The 15781-nt window shown below is 75.4% G+C and carries 8 protein-coding genes and 1 pseudogene; 7 read left to right on the forward strand and 2 right to left on the reverse strand.

The features are described 5' to 3' along the window. Nucleotides 1–33 precede the first annotated feature (33 nt). From ACFVHI_RS32145 to cobA, 5 genes are all read left to right on the forward strand, one after another. Complete coding sequence (locus ACFVHI_RS32145; RefSeq protein ID WP_063346836.1) at nucleotides 34–858, forward strand: MetQ/NlpA family ABC transporter substrate-binding protein; 825 nt, start codon at nucleotides 34–36, stop codon at nucleotides 856–858. Between the two features lie 198 nt (nucleotides 859–1056). Then, nucleotides 1057–1707 (forward strand): GNAT family N-acetyltransferase, encoded by a 651-nt coding sequence (locus ACFVHI_RS32150; RefSeq protein WP_363372849.1) that lies wholly within the window; start codon nucleotides 1057–1059, stop codon nucleotides 1705–1707. A gap of 253 nt (nucleotides 1708–1960) precedes the next feature. Next, nucleotides 1961–3226, forward strand: a complete 1266-nt coding sequence (gene cbiE, locus ACFVHI_RS32155) for a precorrin-6y C5,15-methyltransferase (decarboxylating) subunit CbiE (protein WP_063346833.1) — start codon at nucleotides 1961–1963, stop codon at nucleotides 3224–3226. A gap of 536 nt (nucleotides 3227–3762) precedes the next feature. After that, nucleotides 3763–7635, forward strand: coding sequence for a nicotinate-nucleotide--dimethylbenzimidazole phosphoribosyltransferase (cobT, locus tag ACFVHI_RS32160; protein ID WP_380345280.1), 3873 nt, complete (start codon nucleotides 3763–3765; stop codon nucleotides 7633–7635). 109 nt (nucleotides 7636–7744) lie between these two features. Beyond that, nucleotides 7745–9022 carry a uroporphyrinogen-III C-methyltransferase gene (gene cobA / locus ACFVHI_RS32165; RefSeq protein ID WP_380345282.1) on the forward strand — a complete coding sequence of 426 codons (1278 nt, stop codon included), beginning with the start codon at nucleotides 7745–7747 and terminating at the stop codon, nucleotides 9020–9022. Between the two features lie 81 nt (nucleotides 9023–9103). On the opposite strand, the gene ACFVHI_RS32170 is transcribed toward cobA, so the two are convergent. After that, nucleotides 9104–11707 carry a SpoIIE family protein phosphatase gene (locus ACFVHI_RS32170; RefSeq protein ID WP_380345284.1) on the reverse strand — a complete coding sequence of 868 codons (2604 nt, stop codon included), beginning with the start codon at nucleotides 11705–11707 and terminating at the stop codon, nucleotides 9104–9106. Nucleotides 11708–11945: 238 nt separating this feature from the next. Between ACFVHI_RS32170 and ACFVHI_RS32175 the strand changes: the two genes are divergently transcribed. Beyond that, on the forward strand, nucleotides 11946–12758 hold the full coding sequence (locus ACFVHI_RS32175; RefSeq protein WP_380345286.1) for a TrmH family RNA methyltransferase: 813 nt from the start codon (nucleotides 11946–11948) through the stop codon (nucleotides 12756–12758). Nucleotides 12759–13508: 750 nt separating this feature from the next. Here ACFVHI_RS32175 and ACFVHI_RS32180 read toward each other — a convergent pair. Next, nucleotides 13509–14822: pseudogene (locus ACFVHI_RS32180) on the reverse strand (serine/threonine-protein kinase); the annotation flags it as partial. Between the two features lie 408 nt (nucleotides 14823–15230). Here ACFVHI_RS32180 and ACFVHI_RS32185 point away from each other — a divergent pair. Then, entirely contained in the window at nucleotides 15231–15428 is a 198-nt protein-coding gene (locus ACFVHI_RS32185) for a hypothetical protein (protein WP_063346828.1), read from the forward strand. Nucleotides 15429–15781: the final 353 nt, after the last annotated feature.

Genomic DNA, 15781 nt, shown 5'->3' on the forward strand with positions numbered 1-15781 from the left:
CGGCTCCCCGTATCACGCAGAAAGGCACTTTTCGTGCGCAACGCCCTGAAGTTCACCAGCATCCTCGCCACCGCCGGCATCGCCCTCTCGCTGGCCGCGTGCGGCAGCTCCGGGTCCTCCTCCTCGGACCCGAACGCGCCGCTCAAGGTCATCGCCAGCCCCACCCCGCACGGGCAGATCCTCAAGTACGTCAAGGACAACCTCGCGGCCAAGGCGGGCCTCAAGCTCGACATCAAGGAGGTCACCGACTACGTGACCCCCAACACGGCGGTGCAGGACGGTTCGGCCGACGCGAACTACTTCCAGCACGTCCCGTACCTGGAGGACTTCAACAAGAAGCACGGCACCGACATCGTCTCGGTCGAGCCCGTGCACCTGGAGCCGCTCGGCGTCTACTCCAAGAAGGTCAAGTCGATCGCCGACCTGCCGGACGGCGCCACCGTCGGCCTGCCCAACGACGCCACCAACGAGGGCCGCGCGCTCAAGCTGCTCGCCGACAACAAGCTCATCACGCTGAAGGACGGCGTCACCACCGCCGCCACCCCGGCCGACGTGACGGGCAACCCGAAGAACCTCAAGTGGAAGGAGCTGGAGGCCGCCCAGCTGCCCCGCTCCATCGCCGACCTCGACGCCGCCGTCATCAACGGCAACTACGCGCTCGACTCCGGCCTGAAGCCCGCCACCGACGCGCTGGTGCTGGAGAAGGCCGAGGGCAACCCGTACGCCAACATCCTCGCCGTGAAGAAGGGCAAGGAGAACGACCCGCGCGTGAAGAAGCTGGCCGAGCTGCTGCACTCCGACGAGGTCAAGAAGTACATCGACGACACCTTCCAGGGCTCGGTCATCCCGGCCTTCTGAGCCGCGGTCCGATTCACGCCCTGATCCCGACCGGGCCCCCGCCGCACCTCGGCGGGGGCCCGGTCGGGCAGGATGCACCCGGGGCGCCCTGGTCGGCGGCGTTCTGACGTACCGTCGTGCGGGCGGCGCACCGCGTGACACCCGGGGCACGGCGGGGGCGTACGGTGTTGTGTTCACGACCCGGCGAGGAGAGACGGCATGGCAGCGAGCTTCCCCGAGACCGCCATCAGCACCGAACGGCTTCTGCTGCGGCCCCTTGCGGAGGACGACGCGCCCGGCCTGGCCACGATGATGGCGGACGAACTCGTCCTGGCCTGGACCGATCTGCCGCACCCCTTCACCGAGGCGTACGCGACCGAACTCGCCCGCACCCTCGCCCCCGCCCACCGGGCCGCCGGCCGCGGCATCGTCTTCGCCGTCACCGAGCACCTCACCCAGCGCCTGGTCGGCCTGGTCGAACTGCGCAACACCGACTGGCGCCTGCGCAGCACCGAGATCTCCTACGTCACCGCCTCCTGGGCCCGCGGCGAGGGCTACGCGCCCGAGGCCGTCCTCGGCGTCAGCCAGTGGCTGTTCGAGGACCGCGACTTCCTGCGCCTGGAACTGCGCACCGCCGCCGGGAACACCGCCGCCCAGCAGGTCGCCCAGAAGATCGGCGGCATCAGCGAGGGCGTGCTGCGCAGTGCCTGGATAGTCCGGGGCGAGTCCGGCGGGTCCGGCGAGGCCGCGGTGGAGAGCCGCAGCGACCTCATCCTGTGGAGCCTGCTCCCGGAGGACCTGGACGCGCCCGAGCCCGAGCCGCAGCGGGGCGGCTGGCACGGCGACCAGCGCTACGTGCTGCGCGACTGAGCCGCCCCGATCGCGCGAGCCGCCTGTACCGCCCGAGCCGTTTGAGCCGCCTGAGCAGCCGATCCGCCGGCGGCTCGTCACGGACATGTGTACGAGATGTCGGCGCCGAGGGGATCACACCCGGTAGCCTCTGCACCGGCGCCGCACACCGGCGCGGTTTGTCGGCGCACCGAGTCGCACACCGGGTGACACCACAGGGACACCCCGGGTCGCAGGCCGGTCCGCGCACCGAGTCGAGGGAGAACGGCCGCAGATGGCTGACCGGATCACGGTCATCGGGTGGGACGGCACGCCGCTGACCGAGGCCGCCGGCGCGGCCCTCGCCGCAGCGACCCTGGTGGCCGGCGCCCCCTACCAACTGAACGCCCTCCCGGTGCCGGACGCCGCCGAGCGGATCACCCTCGGCAACGTCCGGCAGGCCGCCCGGCGGATCGCCGAGCACCGCGGCGCCGCCGTCGTGGTCGCCGAGGGCGACCCGGGCTTCTTCGGCGTCGTGCGCGCGCTGCGCCGCCCCGAGTACGGCCTCGAACTGGAGGTCCTGCCCGCCGTCTCCTCGGTCGCCGCCGCCTTCGCCCGGGCCGGCATGCCCTGGGAGGACGCCCAGGTGGTCAGCGCCCACGGCGGACGGCTGCGCCGCGCGGCCAACATCTGCCGGGCCCACCCCAAGGTCGCAGTGCTGACCGCGCCCGGCGCGGGGCCGAGCGAACTGGCCCTCATGCTGCGCGGGGTGCACCGGACCTTCGTGGTCTGCGAGGCCCTGGGCACCCCGGACGAGGACGTCACCGTCCTCACCTCCGACCGGATCGCCGACCACGTGTGGCGCGACCCCAACGTGGTGCTGGTGATCGGAGGCCACGGCGGTCCCCAGGCCGGCGGGGTCGACACGGAGGCCGGCTGGCTGGCAGGGCGCCCGGTCGGCTTCCCCGGCGCGGACCGCGGCTGGGCGCTCCCCGGTGACGCCTACGCGGGCGCCGGGCGCGCGGGGGACGAGCCCGGCGCATCGGAGGCGCTCCCCGCGCACGTGCGCGCCCTGGTGCTGGCCCGTCTGGGTGCTCGTCCGGGGGATCTGGTCTGGTCGGTCGGCGCGGGCAGCGGCGCCCTCGCGGTGGAGGCGGCCCGCTTCGGCGCCGCCGTGGTCGCGGTCGAGGCGTCCCGCTCGGCCTGCGCCGGGTTGGCGGTGAACGCGCGCCGGTACGGCGTCGAGGTGGAGACCGTGCACGGGCAGGGCCCCGAGGTGCTGGGCGGCCTGCCCGAGCCGGACGTGGCGGTGGTGGAGTCCGGCGGCCTCGACGTGGTGCGCGCGGTGCTGGCCCGCCGTCCTGAGCGGTTCGTCGCGGTGCCCCGGACCCTCGCGGAGGGGGAGCAGATCCACCGGGCGATCGCCGAGGCCGGCTACCGGGCGGACGGTGTGCTGCTGCAGTCCACTCCGCTGTCGGCCGCCGGTGGCGCCGGTGGCGGGCTGGTTCTGGGGGCGGGTGGAACCGGCGTGCTGCTGCTCTGGGGTGAGCAGATCGCGTGAAGGACCGGGGTGCGTCCTGTGGATTCGGCCTGATCCGCCGGGCGCATTCTGGTCCCGCGCTGTGCTGCTGAGGGGTCGTGGTGGGGCCGGGCGGTGATCCAGGTCGCATCCGGACACCGATTCGAGAGGTGACCGTGCTGGGCCGGTAGTGTGGCGTCCTGGGCGGCTGCGGCGGTCGGCGACCCACCCGATTCAGTCGGTTTGTCGCCTTTTTGACGTGGTGCAATCCGGTTTTGCTCGGAGTGTGGGCAATTCGACGGGCCGCGTGCCGGACCTGGAGAATGCCGTAGGGTCCGGTGCGGTCGTGCCGGTTGCTCCGGGTTGTCGTTGTTTCAGATGGTGCGCCGCCCGGTGTGGGCGGTGCGCAGGCCGGGGTGCCGCAGTGCGCCGGAAAGACTTGGGCCGCAGCGCCTCGGCGCGGCGGCCGCGTGTGGTTGAGGGACGGGCCGGTGCAGGCCCGGCCCGTGCGGATGGGCGCTGCGGTCGGTGATCGTGTCGCCAAGGGCGCGGCAGCGGCCTGGAAGGAGCGTTTGACAATGACCGATGGCGGCCACGTCCCGGGCGAGGGATTGCCGGAGCACCTGAACGCCGGGCCGGACACGCTCGGCGGACCGGAGGGCGTCGCGGGCGTTGCACCCCTCCAGGGCGTCGCGACGGACGGCGGCGTGATCCCGAACCCGACGGCGCCGGGCCACGGCCCGGCCGGTGGTGCGATGCCCCCCGGCGCGGGTGTCATCCCGCCGCAGGGCCAGCCGCTGGGCGCGTCCGGCTTCGCCGTACCGGCCCCCGGCCTGTCGGCTCCCGGCGCACCGGCTCCCGGTGTGCCCGGTGAGGGCTGGGGAATCGACCCGGGCGCCCCGCGTCCGGCCTTCCACTTCCTCGACCAGGACGACGAGGACGACGTCCTGCTGATGCCCGGTCCGCAGGGCTCCTGGGGCGAGCCGCTGGCGCCCCTCCCGACCGAGCAGACGCCGCTCGCCCCGCAGCAGGACGGCACGCCGGTCGAGCCTTCGTGGCCGCCGCTGGAGCCGCCGGCGCTCGGCGCCGAGCAGACGCAGCAGCCGTTCCACGCCGCCCCGGCGCACCAGCAGGCCACGGAGGCCATGACGGCCGCTCAGCCGCCGCGCCGCCCGCTGCACGCAGGCCCGCCGATCCCGGACCCGTCGCTGATGACCGGCCAGGTCCCGGTGCGCTCGCTCGCCGACCGCGGCCCGTCGCAGGGCGGCACGCCCGCGCACGGCATCCCGGTGGTCGGCCGGCCGCCGATGACCGAGGCCGTCGCCCCGGCGCCGACCGCCGCGCCGCAGGCCGTTCCGGCAGCGTCCGCGCCTTCGGTGGCGCCGGCGGTTCCCGCGGCGGAGGCCCAGGAGTTCCAGCAGGTGCCGCTGGCCTCGTACCCGGTCGAGGCCCAGCTGGCCGTCGAGACGGTCGGGGCGATCGAGGTGATCGAGGTCGTCGAACTGCCGGAGGCCGTCGTCGTCGCCGAGGCCGTGGTGGACGCGGCGCCGGCCGCCGTGGCCGAGCCGGTCCCGGCGGAGTCCGGCCAGCCGGTCGTCGACCCGAGCGGCACGCCCCTCGCCGGGGCCGTGGTGACGGCGCCCGCAGAGGTGCCGGTCGAGATCGCCGTCGAGCCCGTCGCCGAGGTTGGCGTCGAGGCCGCCGCGCAGGCCGCGCCCGCGGAGCAGGCCGAGGCCCCCGCCCCGGCCGGCCCGCCGCGGCGCATCTCCGCATTCCTCGCCGCGCCCACCGGTCTGCCTCCGGTCGCGGCGGCCGCGCAGGCCCCGGTGGCCGAGGAGGCCGCTCCGCAGCAGCCCGCTCCCATAGCGGCCGAGGAGCCGGCCGAGGAGCCGGTCCAGGCCGCCCCGCCCGTCGAGGCCGCTGGAGCGGTCGAGCCCGGCGAGCCCGCCGAGGCCGTGGCGCCCGCGCCGGAGGCGGTCGTCGAGCCCGTCGTCGAAACGGTCGTCGAGGCGGTCGCCGAGACCGCCGCCGGCACGGGCGAGATGCCCTCCGGCCAGGCCGTCGTCGAGCCCGTCGAGCCTGCCGTCGAGGTCGCTGCCGAGCCCGTTGCCGAGCCCGCCGAGGGCGAGCAGCCGCAGGAGGCCGCGCCGGTCGTGGACCAGGCCGTCGAGGCCCCGGTCGAGCCGGTCGTCGAGCCCGTCGTCGAGCCTGAGACCGAGGCCACCGCAGCGGAGACCGCGCCGCAGCCGGTCGCGGACGCCACCCCGGTCACCGAGGCTGCCGACGCCACCGAGCCCGTGGCCGCACCCGCCGAGCCGGTCACCGAGACCGCCGCCGAGACCGCCCCGGCCACCCCGGAGGACCAGGCCCAGCCCGTCACCGAGCCGGCCGCAGAGTCCGCCGAACAGGCCCCCGCCGCCGAGGCCCCCACCGTCGAGCCCGTGGCCGCCGAGTCCGTCGCCGAGGAGGCCGCCACACCGGAGGCCCCCGCCGCAGACCAGGCCGCTGACGCGTCCGTGGCAGTCGAGGCCCCCGCCGCCGAGCAGCAGCCGGCCGAGCCTGCCGAGCAGGCCGCCGAGCCGCAGACGGAGGCGTCGACGGAGGAGCCGGCGGAGGCGTCGACGGAGGACCAGGCGGAGCAGCCGGCCGAGGAAGCGCCGGCCGAGGAGCAGGCCGAGGAGCCGGCCGAGCCCCGCGGCCCGGCCGCGCCCGGCTTCGGCGAGGCCGAACGCGAGGCCGTCCACCAGGTGATCCGCGAGCGCCGCGACATCCGCAACGGCTTCCGCCCGGACCCGATCCCGCACGAGGTGCTGATCCGCGTCCTGGAGGCCGCCCACACCGCGCCCAGCGTCGGCTACTCCCAGCCCTGGGACTTCGTGGTGATCCGCTCGGCCAAGACCCGCCGGCGGATGCACGCCCTGGCCGAGCGCCAGCGCGAGGTGTACGCGGACTCGCTGCCCAAGGGCCGGGCCAAGCAGTTCAAGGAAATCAAGATCGAGGCCATCCTCGAGACGCCGGTCAACATCGTGGTGACCGCCGACCGCACCCGCGGCGGCCGGCACACGCTGGGCCGGCACACCCAGCCCCAGATGGCCCCGTACTCGGCCGCGCTGGCGGTCGAGAACCTCTGGCTGGCCGCCCGCGCCGAGGGCCTGGGCGTCGGCTGGGTGAGCTTCTTCGACGACGAGGAGCTGGTCCGCGAGCTCGGCCTGCCCGAGCACCTGGAGGTCGTCGCCTACCTGTGCGTCGGCTTCGTCGACTCCTTCCCGGACGAGCCCGAGCTGGAGCAGCAGGGCTGGGCCAAGAAGCGCCCGCTGTCCTGGGTGGTCCACGAGGAGCAGTACGGCAACCGCGCGCTGCCCGGCGAGGAGCCGCAGAGCCTGCTCGCCGAGACCCTGCGCGGCATCCGCCCGCTGGACGCCAAGGCGCTCGGCGAGGCCTGGGACCGGCAGAAGCGGATGACGAAGCCGGCCGGCTCGCTCGGCATGCTGGAGATCATCTCCGCCCAGCTGTGCGGCCTGTCCCGCAAGTGCCCGCCGCCGATCCCGGAGCCCGCCTGCGTGGCGATCTTCGCGGGTGACCACGGCGTGCACGCGCAGGGCGTCAGCCCGTGGCCGCAGGAGGTGACCGCCCAGATGGTCGGCAACTTCCTGGCCGGGGGCGCGGTGATCAACTCCTTCGCCAAGCAGATCGGCACCGAGGTCTGCGTGGTCGACGTCGGCGTCGCCGCCGAACTGCCGGAGGCCATCCAGCAGGGCCGCACCACCGGCCTGCTGCCGCGCAAGGTCAAGCCCGGCACCGCCGACATGACCCAGGGTCCGGCGATGACCCGCGAGGAGGCCCTCAAGGCCATCGAGGTCGGTATCGAGACCGCCCGCGACCTCGTCGCGGCGGGCAACAAGGCGCTGGTCACCGGCGACATGGGGATCGCCAACACCACCGCCTCGGCCGCCCTGATCTCGGTGTTCACCGGCCTCGACCCGGCCGAGGTCACCGGCCGCGGCACCGGCATCGACGACGAGACGCACGCCCGCAAGATCGAGGTCATCCGGGCCGCGCTGGCCCTGCACCGGCCCGACCCGGCCGACCCGATCGGCGTCCTCGCCGCCGTCGGCGGCCTGGAGCACGCGGCCCTGGCCGGCTTCCTGCTGGGCGCGGCCTCGCTGCGCACCCCGGTGGTCCTGGACGGCGTCATCGCGGGTTCGGCCGCGCTGGCGGCCAAGGCGATCGCCCCCGAGGTGCTGGCGGCCTGCATCGCCGGCCACCGCTCCGCCGAGCCCGGCCACCAGGCCGCGCTGGCGAAGCTGGGCCTGCGTCCGCTGATCGACCTGGACCTGCGGCTCGGCGAGGGCACCGGTGCCTTGCTGGCCCTGCCGCTGGTGCAGAGCGCGGCCCGGGCGATGCACGATGTAGCCACCTTCGACTCCGCCGGGGTCACCGAGAAGGGCTGACGTCCTCCGTCACCACTCCGCGGACCGGCCCGAGGGCGCGCCGGTCCGCGGAGCGGCGTCACGCCGCACCCGCACCCCCGACCCTCACCCCCGATCAGGAGCACCGCCGATGACCGCGCCCACCCCGCACCCCAGCACCGAAGGCCGTACCCCGTACCCGGTCGGCCTGCTGCTCGCCGGCCGCCGCGTGGTCGTGGTCGGCGGCGGCCAGGTCGCGCAGCGCCGGCTCCCCGCGCTGATCGCCACCGGTGCGGAGCTGCACCTGATATCGCCGGCCACCACCCCGGCCGTGCAGGCGATGGCCGACGCGGGCGAGCTCACCTGGCACGCCCGCCCGTACCGGGACGGCGACCTGGCCGGCGCCTGGTACGCCCTGGTCGCCACCGACGACCCGGCGGTCAACGGTGCCGTCAGCGCCGAGGCCGAGCGCGAGCGGGTGTTCTGCGCCCGCAGCGACGACGCCTCCGCCGCCACCGCCTGGACCCCGGCCAGCGGCCGCGACGCGGGTGCCACCGTCGCGGTCCTCACCGGTGACCCGCGCCACTCCGCGGCTCTGCGCGACGCCATCGTGGACGGCCTGCGGGACGGCTCGCTGGCCGTCCGCCAGTTCCGCGCGCACGGCGTCGGCGGCGCCTCGGGCCAGCCGGGCCAGGGGAGCGTCGCCCTGGTCGGCGGCGGCCCGGGCGACCCGGATCTGATCACCGTGCGCGGCCGCCGCCTGCTGGCCGACGCCGACGTGGTGGTCGCCGACCGCCTCGCCCCGCGCGAGCTGCTCGCCGAACTGCCCGAGCACGTCGAGGTGATCGACGCGTCCAAGATCCCTTACGGCCGGTTCATGGCCCAGGAGGCGATCAACCGGACGCTGATCGAGCACGCCAGGGCCGGCAAGTTCGTGGTCCGGCTCAAGGGCGGCGACCCGTACGTCTTCGGGCGCGGCGGCGAGGAGCTGCTCGCCTGCGCCGAGGCCGGACTGCCGGTCACCGTCGTCCCGGGCATCTCCAGCTCGATCAGCGTCCCGGCGGCGGCCGGCGTCCCGGTCACCCACCGGGGCATGACGCACGAGTTCACCGTGATCTCCGGTCACGTCGGCCCGGACGACGAGCGCTCGCTCACCAACTGGGAGGCCGCCGCGAAGATGCGCGGCACCCTGGTGCTGCTGATGGCCGTGGACAAGATCGGCGCGATCGCCGCGAAGCTCGTCGAGCACGGCCGCCCGGGCGACACCCCGGTCGCGATCGTCCAGGAGGGCACCACCGCCGCCCAGCGCCGGGTGGACGCCACCCTGGCCACCGTCGCCGCGACCGTCGAGGCCGAGCGGATCAAGCCGCCGGCCGTGATCGTCGTCGGCGACGTGGTCAACGTCCTGGCGGCCGCCTTCGAGCGCTGAGCGCCCGGAGTGGGAAGTCGGGCCCGTCGACTTCCCACTCCGACTTCCCCCTCTGGTCGGCCACTCGGCCACTCCGACCGGCTACTCCAGCGGCTGCTCCGTCCAGATCACCTTCCCCGTCGCCGTGTAGCGCGTCCCCCAGCGGTCCGCGAACTGCGCGACCAGGAACAGCCCGCGCCCGCCCTCGTCCGTGGTCGCCGCGTACCGCAGGTGCGGCGAGGTGCTGCTGCCGTCCGACACCTCGCAGATCAGCGCCCGGTCCCGCAGCAGCCGCACCCGGATCGGCCCGGTGCCGTACCGGATGGCATTGGTCACCAGCTCGCTCAGGATCAGCTCGGTGACGAACGCCGCCTCGTCCAGCCCCCAGGCCGCCAGCCGCTCCGCGACCTCGGCCCGGACGGCGCCCACCGCCGCCGGTTCGGGCGGCACCTCCCACTCCGCGACCTGGTCCGGCGCCAGCACCCTGGTCCGTGCCACCAGCAGCGCGATGTCGTCCAGCGGACGCTCCGGCAGCATCGCCCCGAGCACGTCCGCGCAGGTCTGCTCCGGTGTGCGCGGCGGCCCGGTCAGCGCCGCCCGCAGCAGTTCGAGCCCCTCACCGATGTCGCGCTCGCGGTCCTCCACCAGCCCGTCGGTGTACAGCACCAGACGGCTGCCCTCCGCGAGGTCCAGCTCGACGTTCTCGAACGGCAGCACCGCCAGCCCCAGCGGCGGCCCGGTCGCCAGCTCCGGGAACACCACCCGCCCGTCCGGGCCCACCACGGCGGGCGGCGGATGCCCGGCGCTGGCCAGCGTGCACCGCCGTGCCACCGGGTCGTAGATCGCGTACAGGCAGGTCGCCCCGGTCAGGGCCGCGCCCTCGCCGCTCCCGGCCTCGTCCTGGTCGATCCGGTTCACCAGGTCGTCCAGGTGCCCCAGCAGCTCGTCCGGCGGCAGGTCCAGTGTCGAGAAGTTGTGGATCGCCGTCCGCAGCCGGCCCATCGTCGCCGCCGCGTGCAGGCCGTGCCCCACCACGTCCCCGACGACCAGGGCCACCCGCGCGCCCGGCAGTGGGATCACGTCGAACCAGTCGCCGCCCACCCCGGCCTGGGCCGGCAGGTAGCGGTGCGCGACGTCCAGCGCGCTCTGCGGCGGCAGGTTGCGCGGCAGCAGGCTGTGCTGGAGCGTCACGGCCATCGCGTGCTCCCGGGTGTAGCGGCGCGCGTTGTCGATGCACACCGCCGCGTGCGCCACCAGCTCCTCGGCCAGCACCAGGTCGTCCGCCTCGAACGCCTCCGAGCGGTCCGCCCGCCAGAACCGGGCCACCCCCAGCAGCACCCCGCGCGCCCGCAGCGGCACCCGCACCATCGAGTGCACCCCGTACGCCAGCACCCGGGCCGACCGCTCCGGATCCTGCTCCCGCCACCTCGGGGCCTGGGCCAGCCAGGGCTCCAGCCCCGACTCCCCGCTGTGCAGCGCCCCGGCCAGCGGGGTGGCCGGCACCACGTCCAGCACCGTGTCCACCGGGTAGAACGGGGCGTCGTCGCGGATCCCGGCGAGCGCCACGCGGCGCATCCGCCCCAGCGAGGTGCCCGGCGGAGGCTCCTCGCCCGTCAGCACCTGGTCCGCCAGGTCCACCGTGACGAAGTCCGCGAACCGGGGCACCGCGACCTGCGCCAGCTCCTCCGCCGTCCGCGTCACGTCCAGCGAGCTGCCCACCGTCACCCCGGCGTCGTACAGCAGCCGCAGCCGCCGCTGCGCGCCCTCGGCCCGGCCGGACAGCGCCAGCAGCTCGGTGGAGTCACGCAGCGTGGCGACGCAGCCCGGCGGGCCGCCCACCTGGTCGGTGAGCCGGACGTTCACCGCCAGCAGCCGCTCCCCGGCCAGCACCACCTCGTCCGTCACCGGGCGCTGGGCGGTCAGCAGCTCCTCGGGCGCGGGTTCCAGGCCCAGCTCGGTCACCGGCCGGCCCTCGGCGTCCGGCGGCAGGTCCAGCAGCCGCCGCGCCTCGTCGTTGCAGAGCAGCAGCCGACCGTCCGCGCCGACGATCATGACGCCCTCGCGCACCGCGTGCAGCACGGCCGCGTGGTGCTCGTACATCCGGGTCATCTCCGCCGGGCCCAGCCCGTGGGTCTGGCGCCGCAGCCGCCGGCTGATCAGCGCCGTGCCGAGGGTGGCCAGCCCGACCGCGCCCGCGGCGGCGCCCAGCACCACCGGCAGCTGCCGCTCGCTCGCGCTGCTGACGCTGCGCACCGTGACGCCCGCCGAGACCAGCCCGGCCACCGAGCCGTCCGGCGCGTACACCGGGACCACCGCCTGGACCAGCGGGCCGAGCGAGTCGGTGACGCGCTCGGTCACCACCTGCCCGTGTACCGCGGGCAGGTAGGTGCCGACGAACTTGTGGCCGATCAGGGCCGGGTCGGGGTGGGTGTAGCGGATGCCGTCGTCGTTCAGCACGACGATGAAGCCGACGCCCGACGACATCCGCGCGGCCTCCGCCTTGGGCTGCAGGACCGCGGTCGGGTCGGGGGAGCGCAGCGCGTCGACGATGCCCGGCGAGTTGGCGAAGGTCTGTGCGACCGCCACCGACCGGTTGCGGGCCTCGTGGTCGGCGTCGGTGCGCGACTGCACCACCAGCGCCACCGCGGCCGCCGCCACCAGCAGCAGGACGACGAGGACCTGCAGCGCGAACACCTGCCCGGCCACCGACCGGTGCCGTACGGGCCACGGCCGCTTCGCGCGTGGCAGCTGTAGCCGACCGTTTGGGCGCCCACCGGAGGAGCCGGCGGAACCAGTAGCACCAGAGGCCGACGGAGCCCAGGATCGGCCCGGAAAACGGGCCATACGGCCATGTTTGCACCATGGCTGGCACAGGGCCAAGGCCAGCCCGCCCCGCGGCTTGGGCCGTTTGGCCTTCCCCGCCCCGCCTTGGCAAGATCGCAGGGTGTCCGAACCCAGCACCATCACCGACCCCGCCGACCCCCGCCTCGGCGACTACACCGGCCTCACCGACGTCGAACTGCGCCGTCGGCGCGAACCCGCCGAAGGCCTGTTCATCGCGGAGGGGGAGAAGGTCATCCGCCGCGCCCTCGCCGCCGGCTACCGGATGCGGTCGATGCTGCTGACCTCCAAGTGGCTGGAGGTGATGGCCGACGTCATCGCCGAGGCGGACGCCCCCGTCCACGTCGTCGAGCCGGGGCTCGCCGAAGCCGTCACCGGCTACCACGTCCACCGCGGCGCGCTCGCCTCGATGGAACGCAAGCCGCTGCCGCAGGCCGCGGACCTGCTCGCCGGCGCCCGCCGGGTCGCCGTCCTGGAAGGCCTGGTCGACCACACCAACCTCGGCGCGATCTTCCGCAGCGCCGCCGCCCTCGGCATGGACGCCGTCCTGCTCTCGCCCGACTGCGCCGACCCGCTGTACCGGCGCGCCGTGAAGGTCTCCATGGGCGCCGTCTTCGCGGTGCCCTACGCCCGGCTCGACCCCTGGCCGGCCGCCCTGGAGACCGTCCGCACCGCAGGGTTCACCCTGCTGGCCCTGACCCCCGCCGACGGCGCCGTCGACCTCGCCGGCCTCGCCCCGCACCGCCTCCCCAAGGCGGCCCTGATGCTCGGGGCCGAAGGCGACGGCCTGACCGGACCCGCTCTCGCCGCCGCCGACCACGCCGTCCGCATCCCGATGGCCCACGGCATCGACTCCCTCAACGTCGGCGCCGCCGCCGCCGTCTCCTTCTACGCCGTCACCGCCCCCACCGCCTGACGGGGACGTCGGCCTCCCCTCTCACGCCGGAGGAGCCCCCACGTAGAAAGCGGGAAGCAGGAAGTCGGCCAGGCCGACTTCCTGTGCCGCGCCCTCCCGTGCTCAGCCCGCCGCAGCGGTGGGCGGAGCCGGGGCGGCGGCCGGGGGCTGGGTGGCGGGGCCGGAGGCGCCGGGCCAGGACTCGTCCAGGGTGCCGTCGGTACGGACGGTGTAGCGGGTGGAGGTGGTCGCGCCGGTCGCGGCGACCCGCTCCTCGCGGACGACCGTCCCGCCGTCGAGCCGCCAGGTGGCCGTCGCCTGCGGGTCGGCCGCAGAGGTGCGGGAGGTGGCGGCGACCGGGGTGTCCCCGATGAAGGAGAAGAGCTGGACGAGGTCGACCGGCACCGAGCCCTCGGCCCGCCGCAGGACGACGACCGCAGCCGGGGCGCCCTTGTACCGGGCGGGCAGCACGGAGCTGAGCACGACCTGCGGGCCGGCCCCGACCGACCGGCCGTCCCGGAGCGCGATGCCGGGCCCGCCGGTCCCGTCGGGGTAGCTGCGGTTGGGCCAGTCCACCACCGGCCCCGATCCGTACGGGGGCGCCAACGGGCTGTCGCCCGTGCCGCCGTGTGCGGCCGCAGCGGCGGCGGGCGGGGTGGCCGGAGGCTGGGCGGCGGGGGGTTGGGTGCCGGGGGGTTGGGTGCCGGGGGCTGCGGCGGCCCCGTCCACCGAGGTCCCCGGCACGGCCTGCGCGCCGCCTGCGGCGGGCGCACTGGCGGTGGACCCGCTGGAAGGCCGCAGGCCCTGCTTGCTGCGGTTCTCGCACCCCTGGGCGGCCGCGATGGCCAGCGCGACGCCGAGCGTCACGGTGACGAAGACCACGAGCCGCTGCCGCAGCAGCCGCTGCCGCGCGTTGCCGGGCCGCCCGCCGGGGGCGGGGGTGTGCTGGCGGTCCCGGGGGTGCCCGCGGTCGCGGGTGCCGGGCCGGCCGGGGGGCGGGGTGTGCGGCCGCTCCCGCAGCGGGCGGGTCACCGGTGTGGCCTCGGGCCGGGGGAGCGGGGCGGTGGCCGCCTGCGAGCGCCGGGCCGCGGCTGCGGCGGCGGCCCGGGACCGTGCCGGGGCGGCGGGCTCGGGGGAGCGTCCGGGCGCGGGCACGCCGTGCCGGGCGCCGTCGGGGGCGGGCTGGGCCGCCGGGCCCGCCGGGGCGGGTGCCGCGGCCCGCCCGTGGCCGGGCCGCGCGGTCCGAGTGGCGGTTCCGGCTGCCGCCCCGCGCGCCGCGAGTTCGCTGAGGCGCTCGTGCAGTGCGGCCGCGCCGGGCCGCTCGGCGGGTTCCTTGGCGAGGCAGGCACGGATGAGCGGTGCCAGCGGCGTCGGTACGGCGGACAGGTCGGGTTCCTCGTGGACGACCCGGTAGAGCATGACTTCGGAGGACGCCCCGGATCCGAACGGGGTGTCCCCGGTGAGCGCGTAGGCGAGGGTGGCCCCGAACGCGAACACGTCGGTGGCGGGGGTGACGGCGGCGCCGCGGACCTGTTCGGGCGCGAGGAAGCCGGGGGAGCCGACGGCGGTGCCGACGTGGGTGAGGGTGCTGGCGCCGCGCGACCAGGCGATGCCGAAGTCGATGATGCGCGGGCCCCGCGGCGAGAGCAGGATGTTGGAGGGCTTGAGGTCGCGGTGGACGACCCCGGCCTCGTGCACCTTGACCAGCCCGTCGGCGAGTGCGGCGCCGATCCGGGCGGCCTCGGGCCAGCTCAGCGGCCCTTCGTCGCCGACCTGCTTGTAGAGGGAGGGCCCGGGCACGTACGCGGTGGCGAGCCAGGGGCGGTCGGCCTCGATGTCGGAGCCGACGACGCGGGCGGTGCAGCCGCCCCGGATGCGGGAGGCGGCGGCGATCTCGCGGGCGAAGCGGGTGCGGAACTCCTGGTCCTCGGCGAGTTCGGCGCGGATCAGCTTGAGGGCGACGCGCTGTCCGCGGCGGTCGGAGCCGAGGTAGACCACGCCCATGCCGCCGGCGCCCAGTCGCCGGTGCAGGCGGTACGGCCCGACGATGCGGGGGTCCTCACGCCTCAGCCGCATCATCGCCATGTTCCGTTCCCCGTCAGCCTGTGGGTGAGGCCCCGTCGGTTGGGGCATCGTCAGTTCCTGTCTGGCACAGCTTACGGACTGCCCCCTGCGGTGTGCTGATACGCAACACCTCAAGCAGCCGTGTGATTGTCGGATCGTGCGCTGACCCGCAGGTCATAGGGGTGCCGAAGCGTTTCTCGGGGTTGCCCCTCAGGGTTCCCCCGGGGTCGCGGCCAAGGCTCCCTCCCCCTGCGGTAGTACGCCTGAAGTCTGAGCGTCATCCTCCGGGATGCCCGAGGAACAGTACGACGGCATGACGCCCGGACGGCCCCCTGAGCAATAGCGTTGTGTTCAGCGGTGGACGGGGAGCTCGTCCCCCGAGGTAAGCCGTTCACCGCGCCAACTCGACCGGACCACAGGAGTAAGGGCATGGCACCGCAGCTCACGGGAAACCCCCGCCGTCGGTCGGCCGTCGTCCAGTCCCGGTCGGCCGAGCAGCCCACCAGGCACCCGGCCGTGGCGCTGGCCATGGCCCTGCCGTGCGCGGTGCTGCTGGTGCTGCTGTTCGGCGGTTGGGATCAGATGGCGAACCAGGCCCAGGCCGTCGCCGATCTGATCGGCCGCTGAGAACACGCCGGCCCCGACGGGGTCGGCCACAGAACGGGCACTGGTCCCCTGGGGACGGGGAACAGTGCCGCCGGGGAGGCCGCGGCCGCGATGACACGCGGACGGGCGTGTGTGGTGCGCAGAGCGCCCCGGCAGGCGGAGACGCCGCGTACGGACGTCGGTGAGGGCGACCGTACGCGGCTCTTCTCTTTTCCCGAAGCCGTCGTCTGTCTCGAAGGCGTCGGCTGCCCCGAAGCCGTCGTCAACGCCAAACGGCCGGGGGCCGGGGGGGGGGGGGGAGGCGCCCCCCCCCGGGGAGGGGGGGGGAAATGGGGTTTAAAAAGGTACCCCAACCCCGGAAAATAATGGTGGTA

This window comes from Kitasatospora sp. NPDC127121 (genome assembly GCF_042677305.1).
Lineage (GTDB): Bacteria > Actinomycetota > Actinomycetes > Streptomycetales > Streptomycetaceae > Kitasatospora.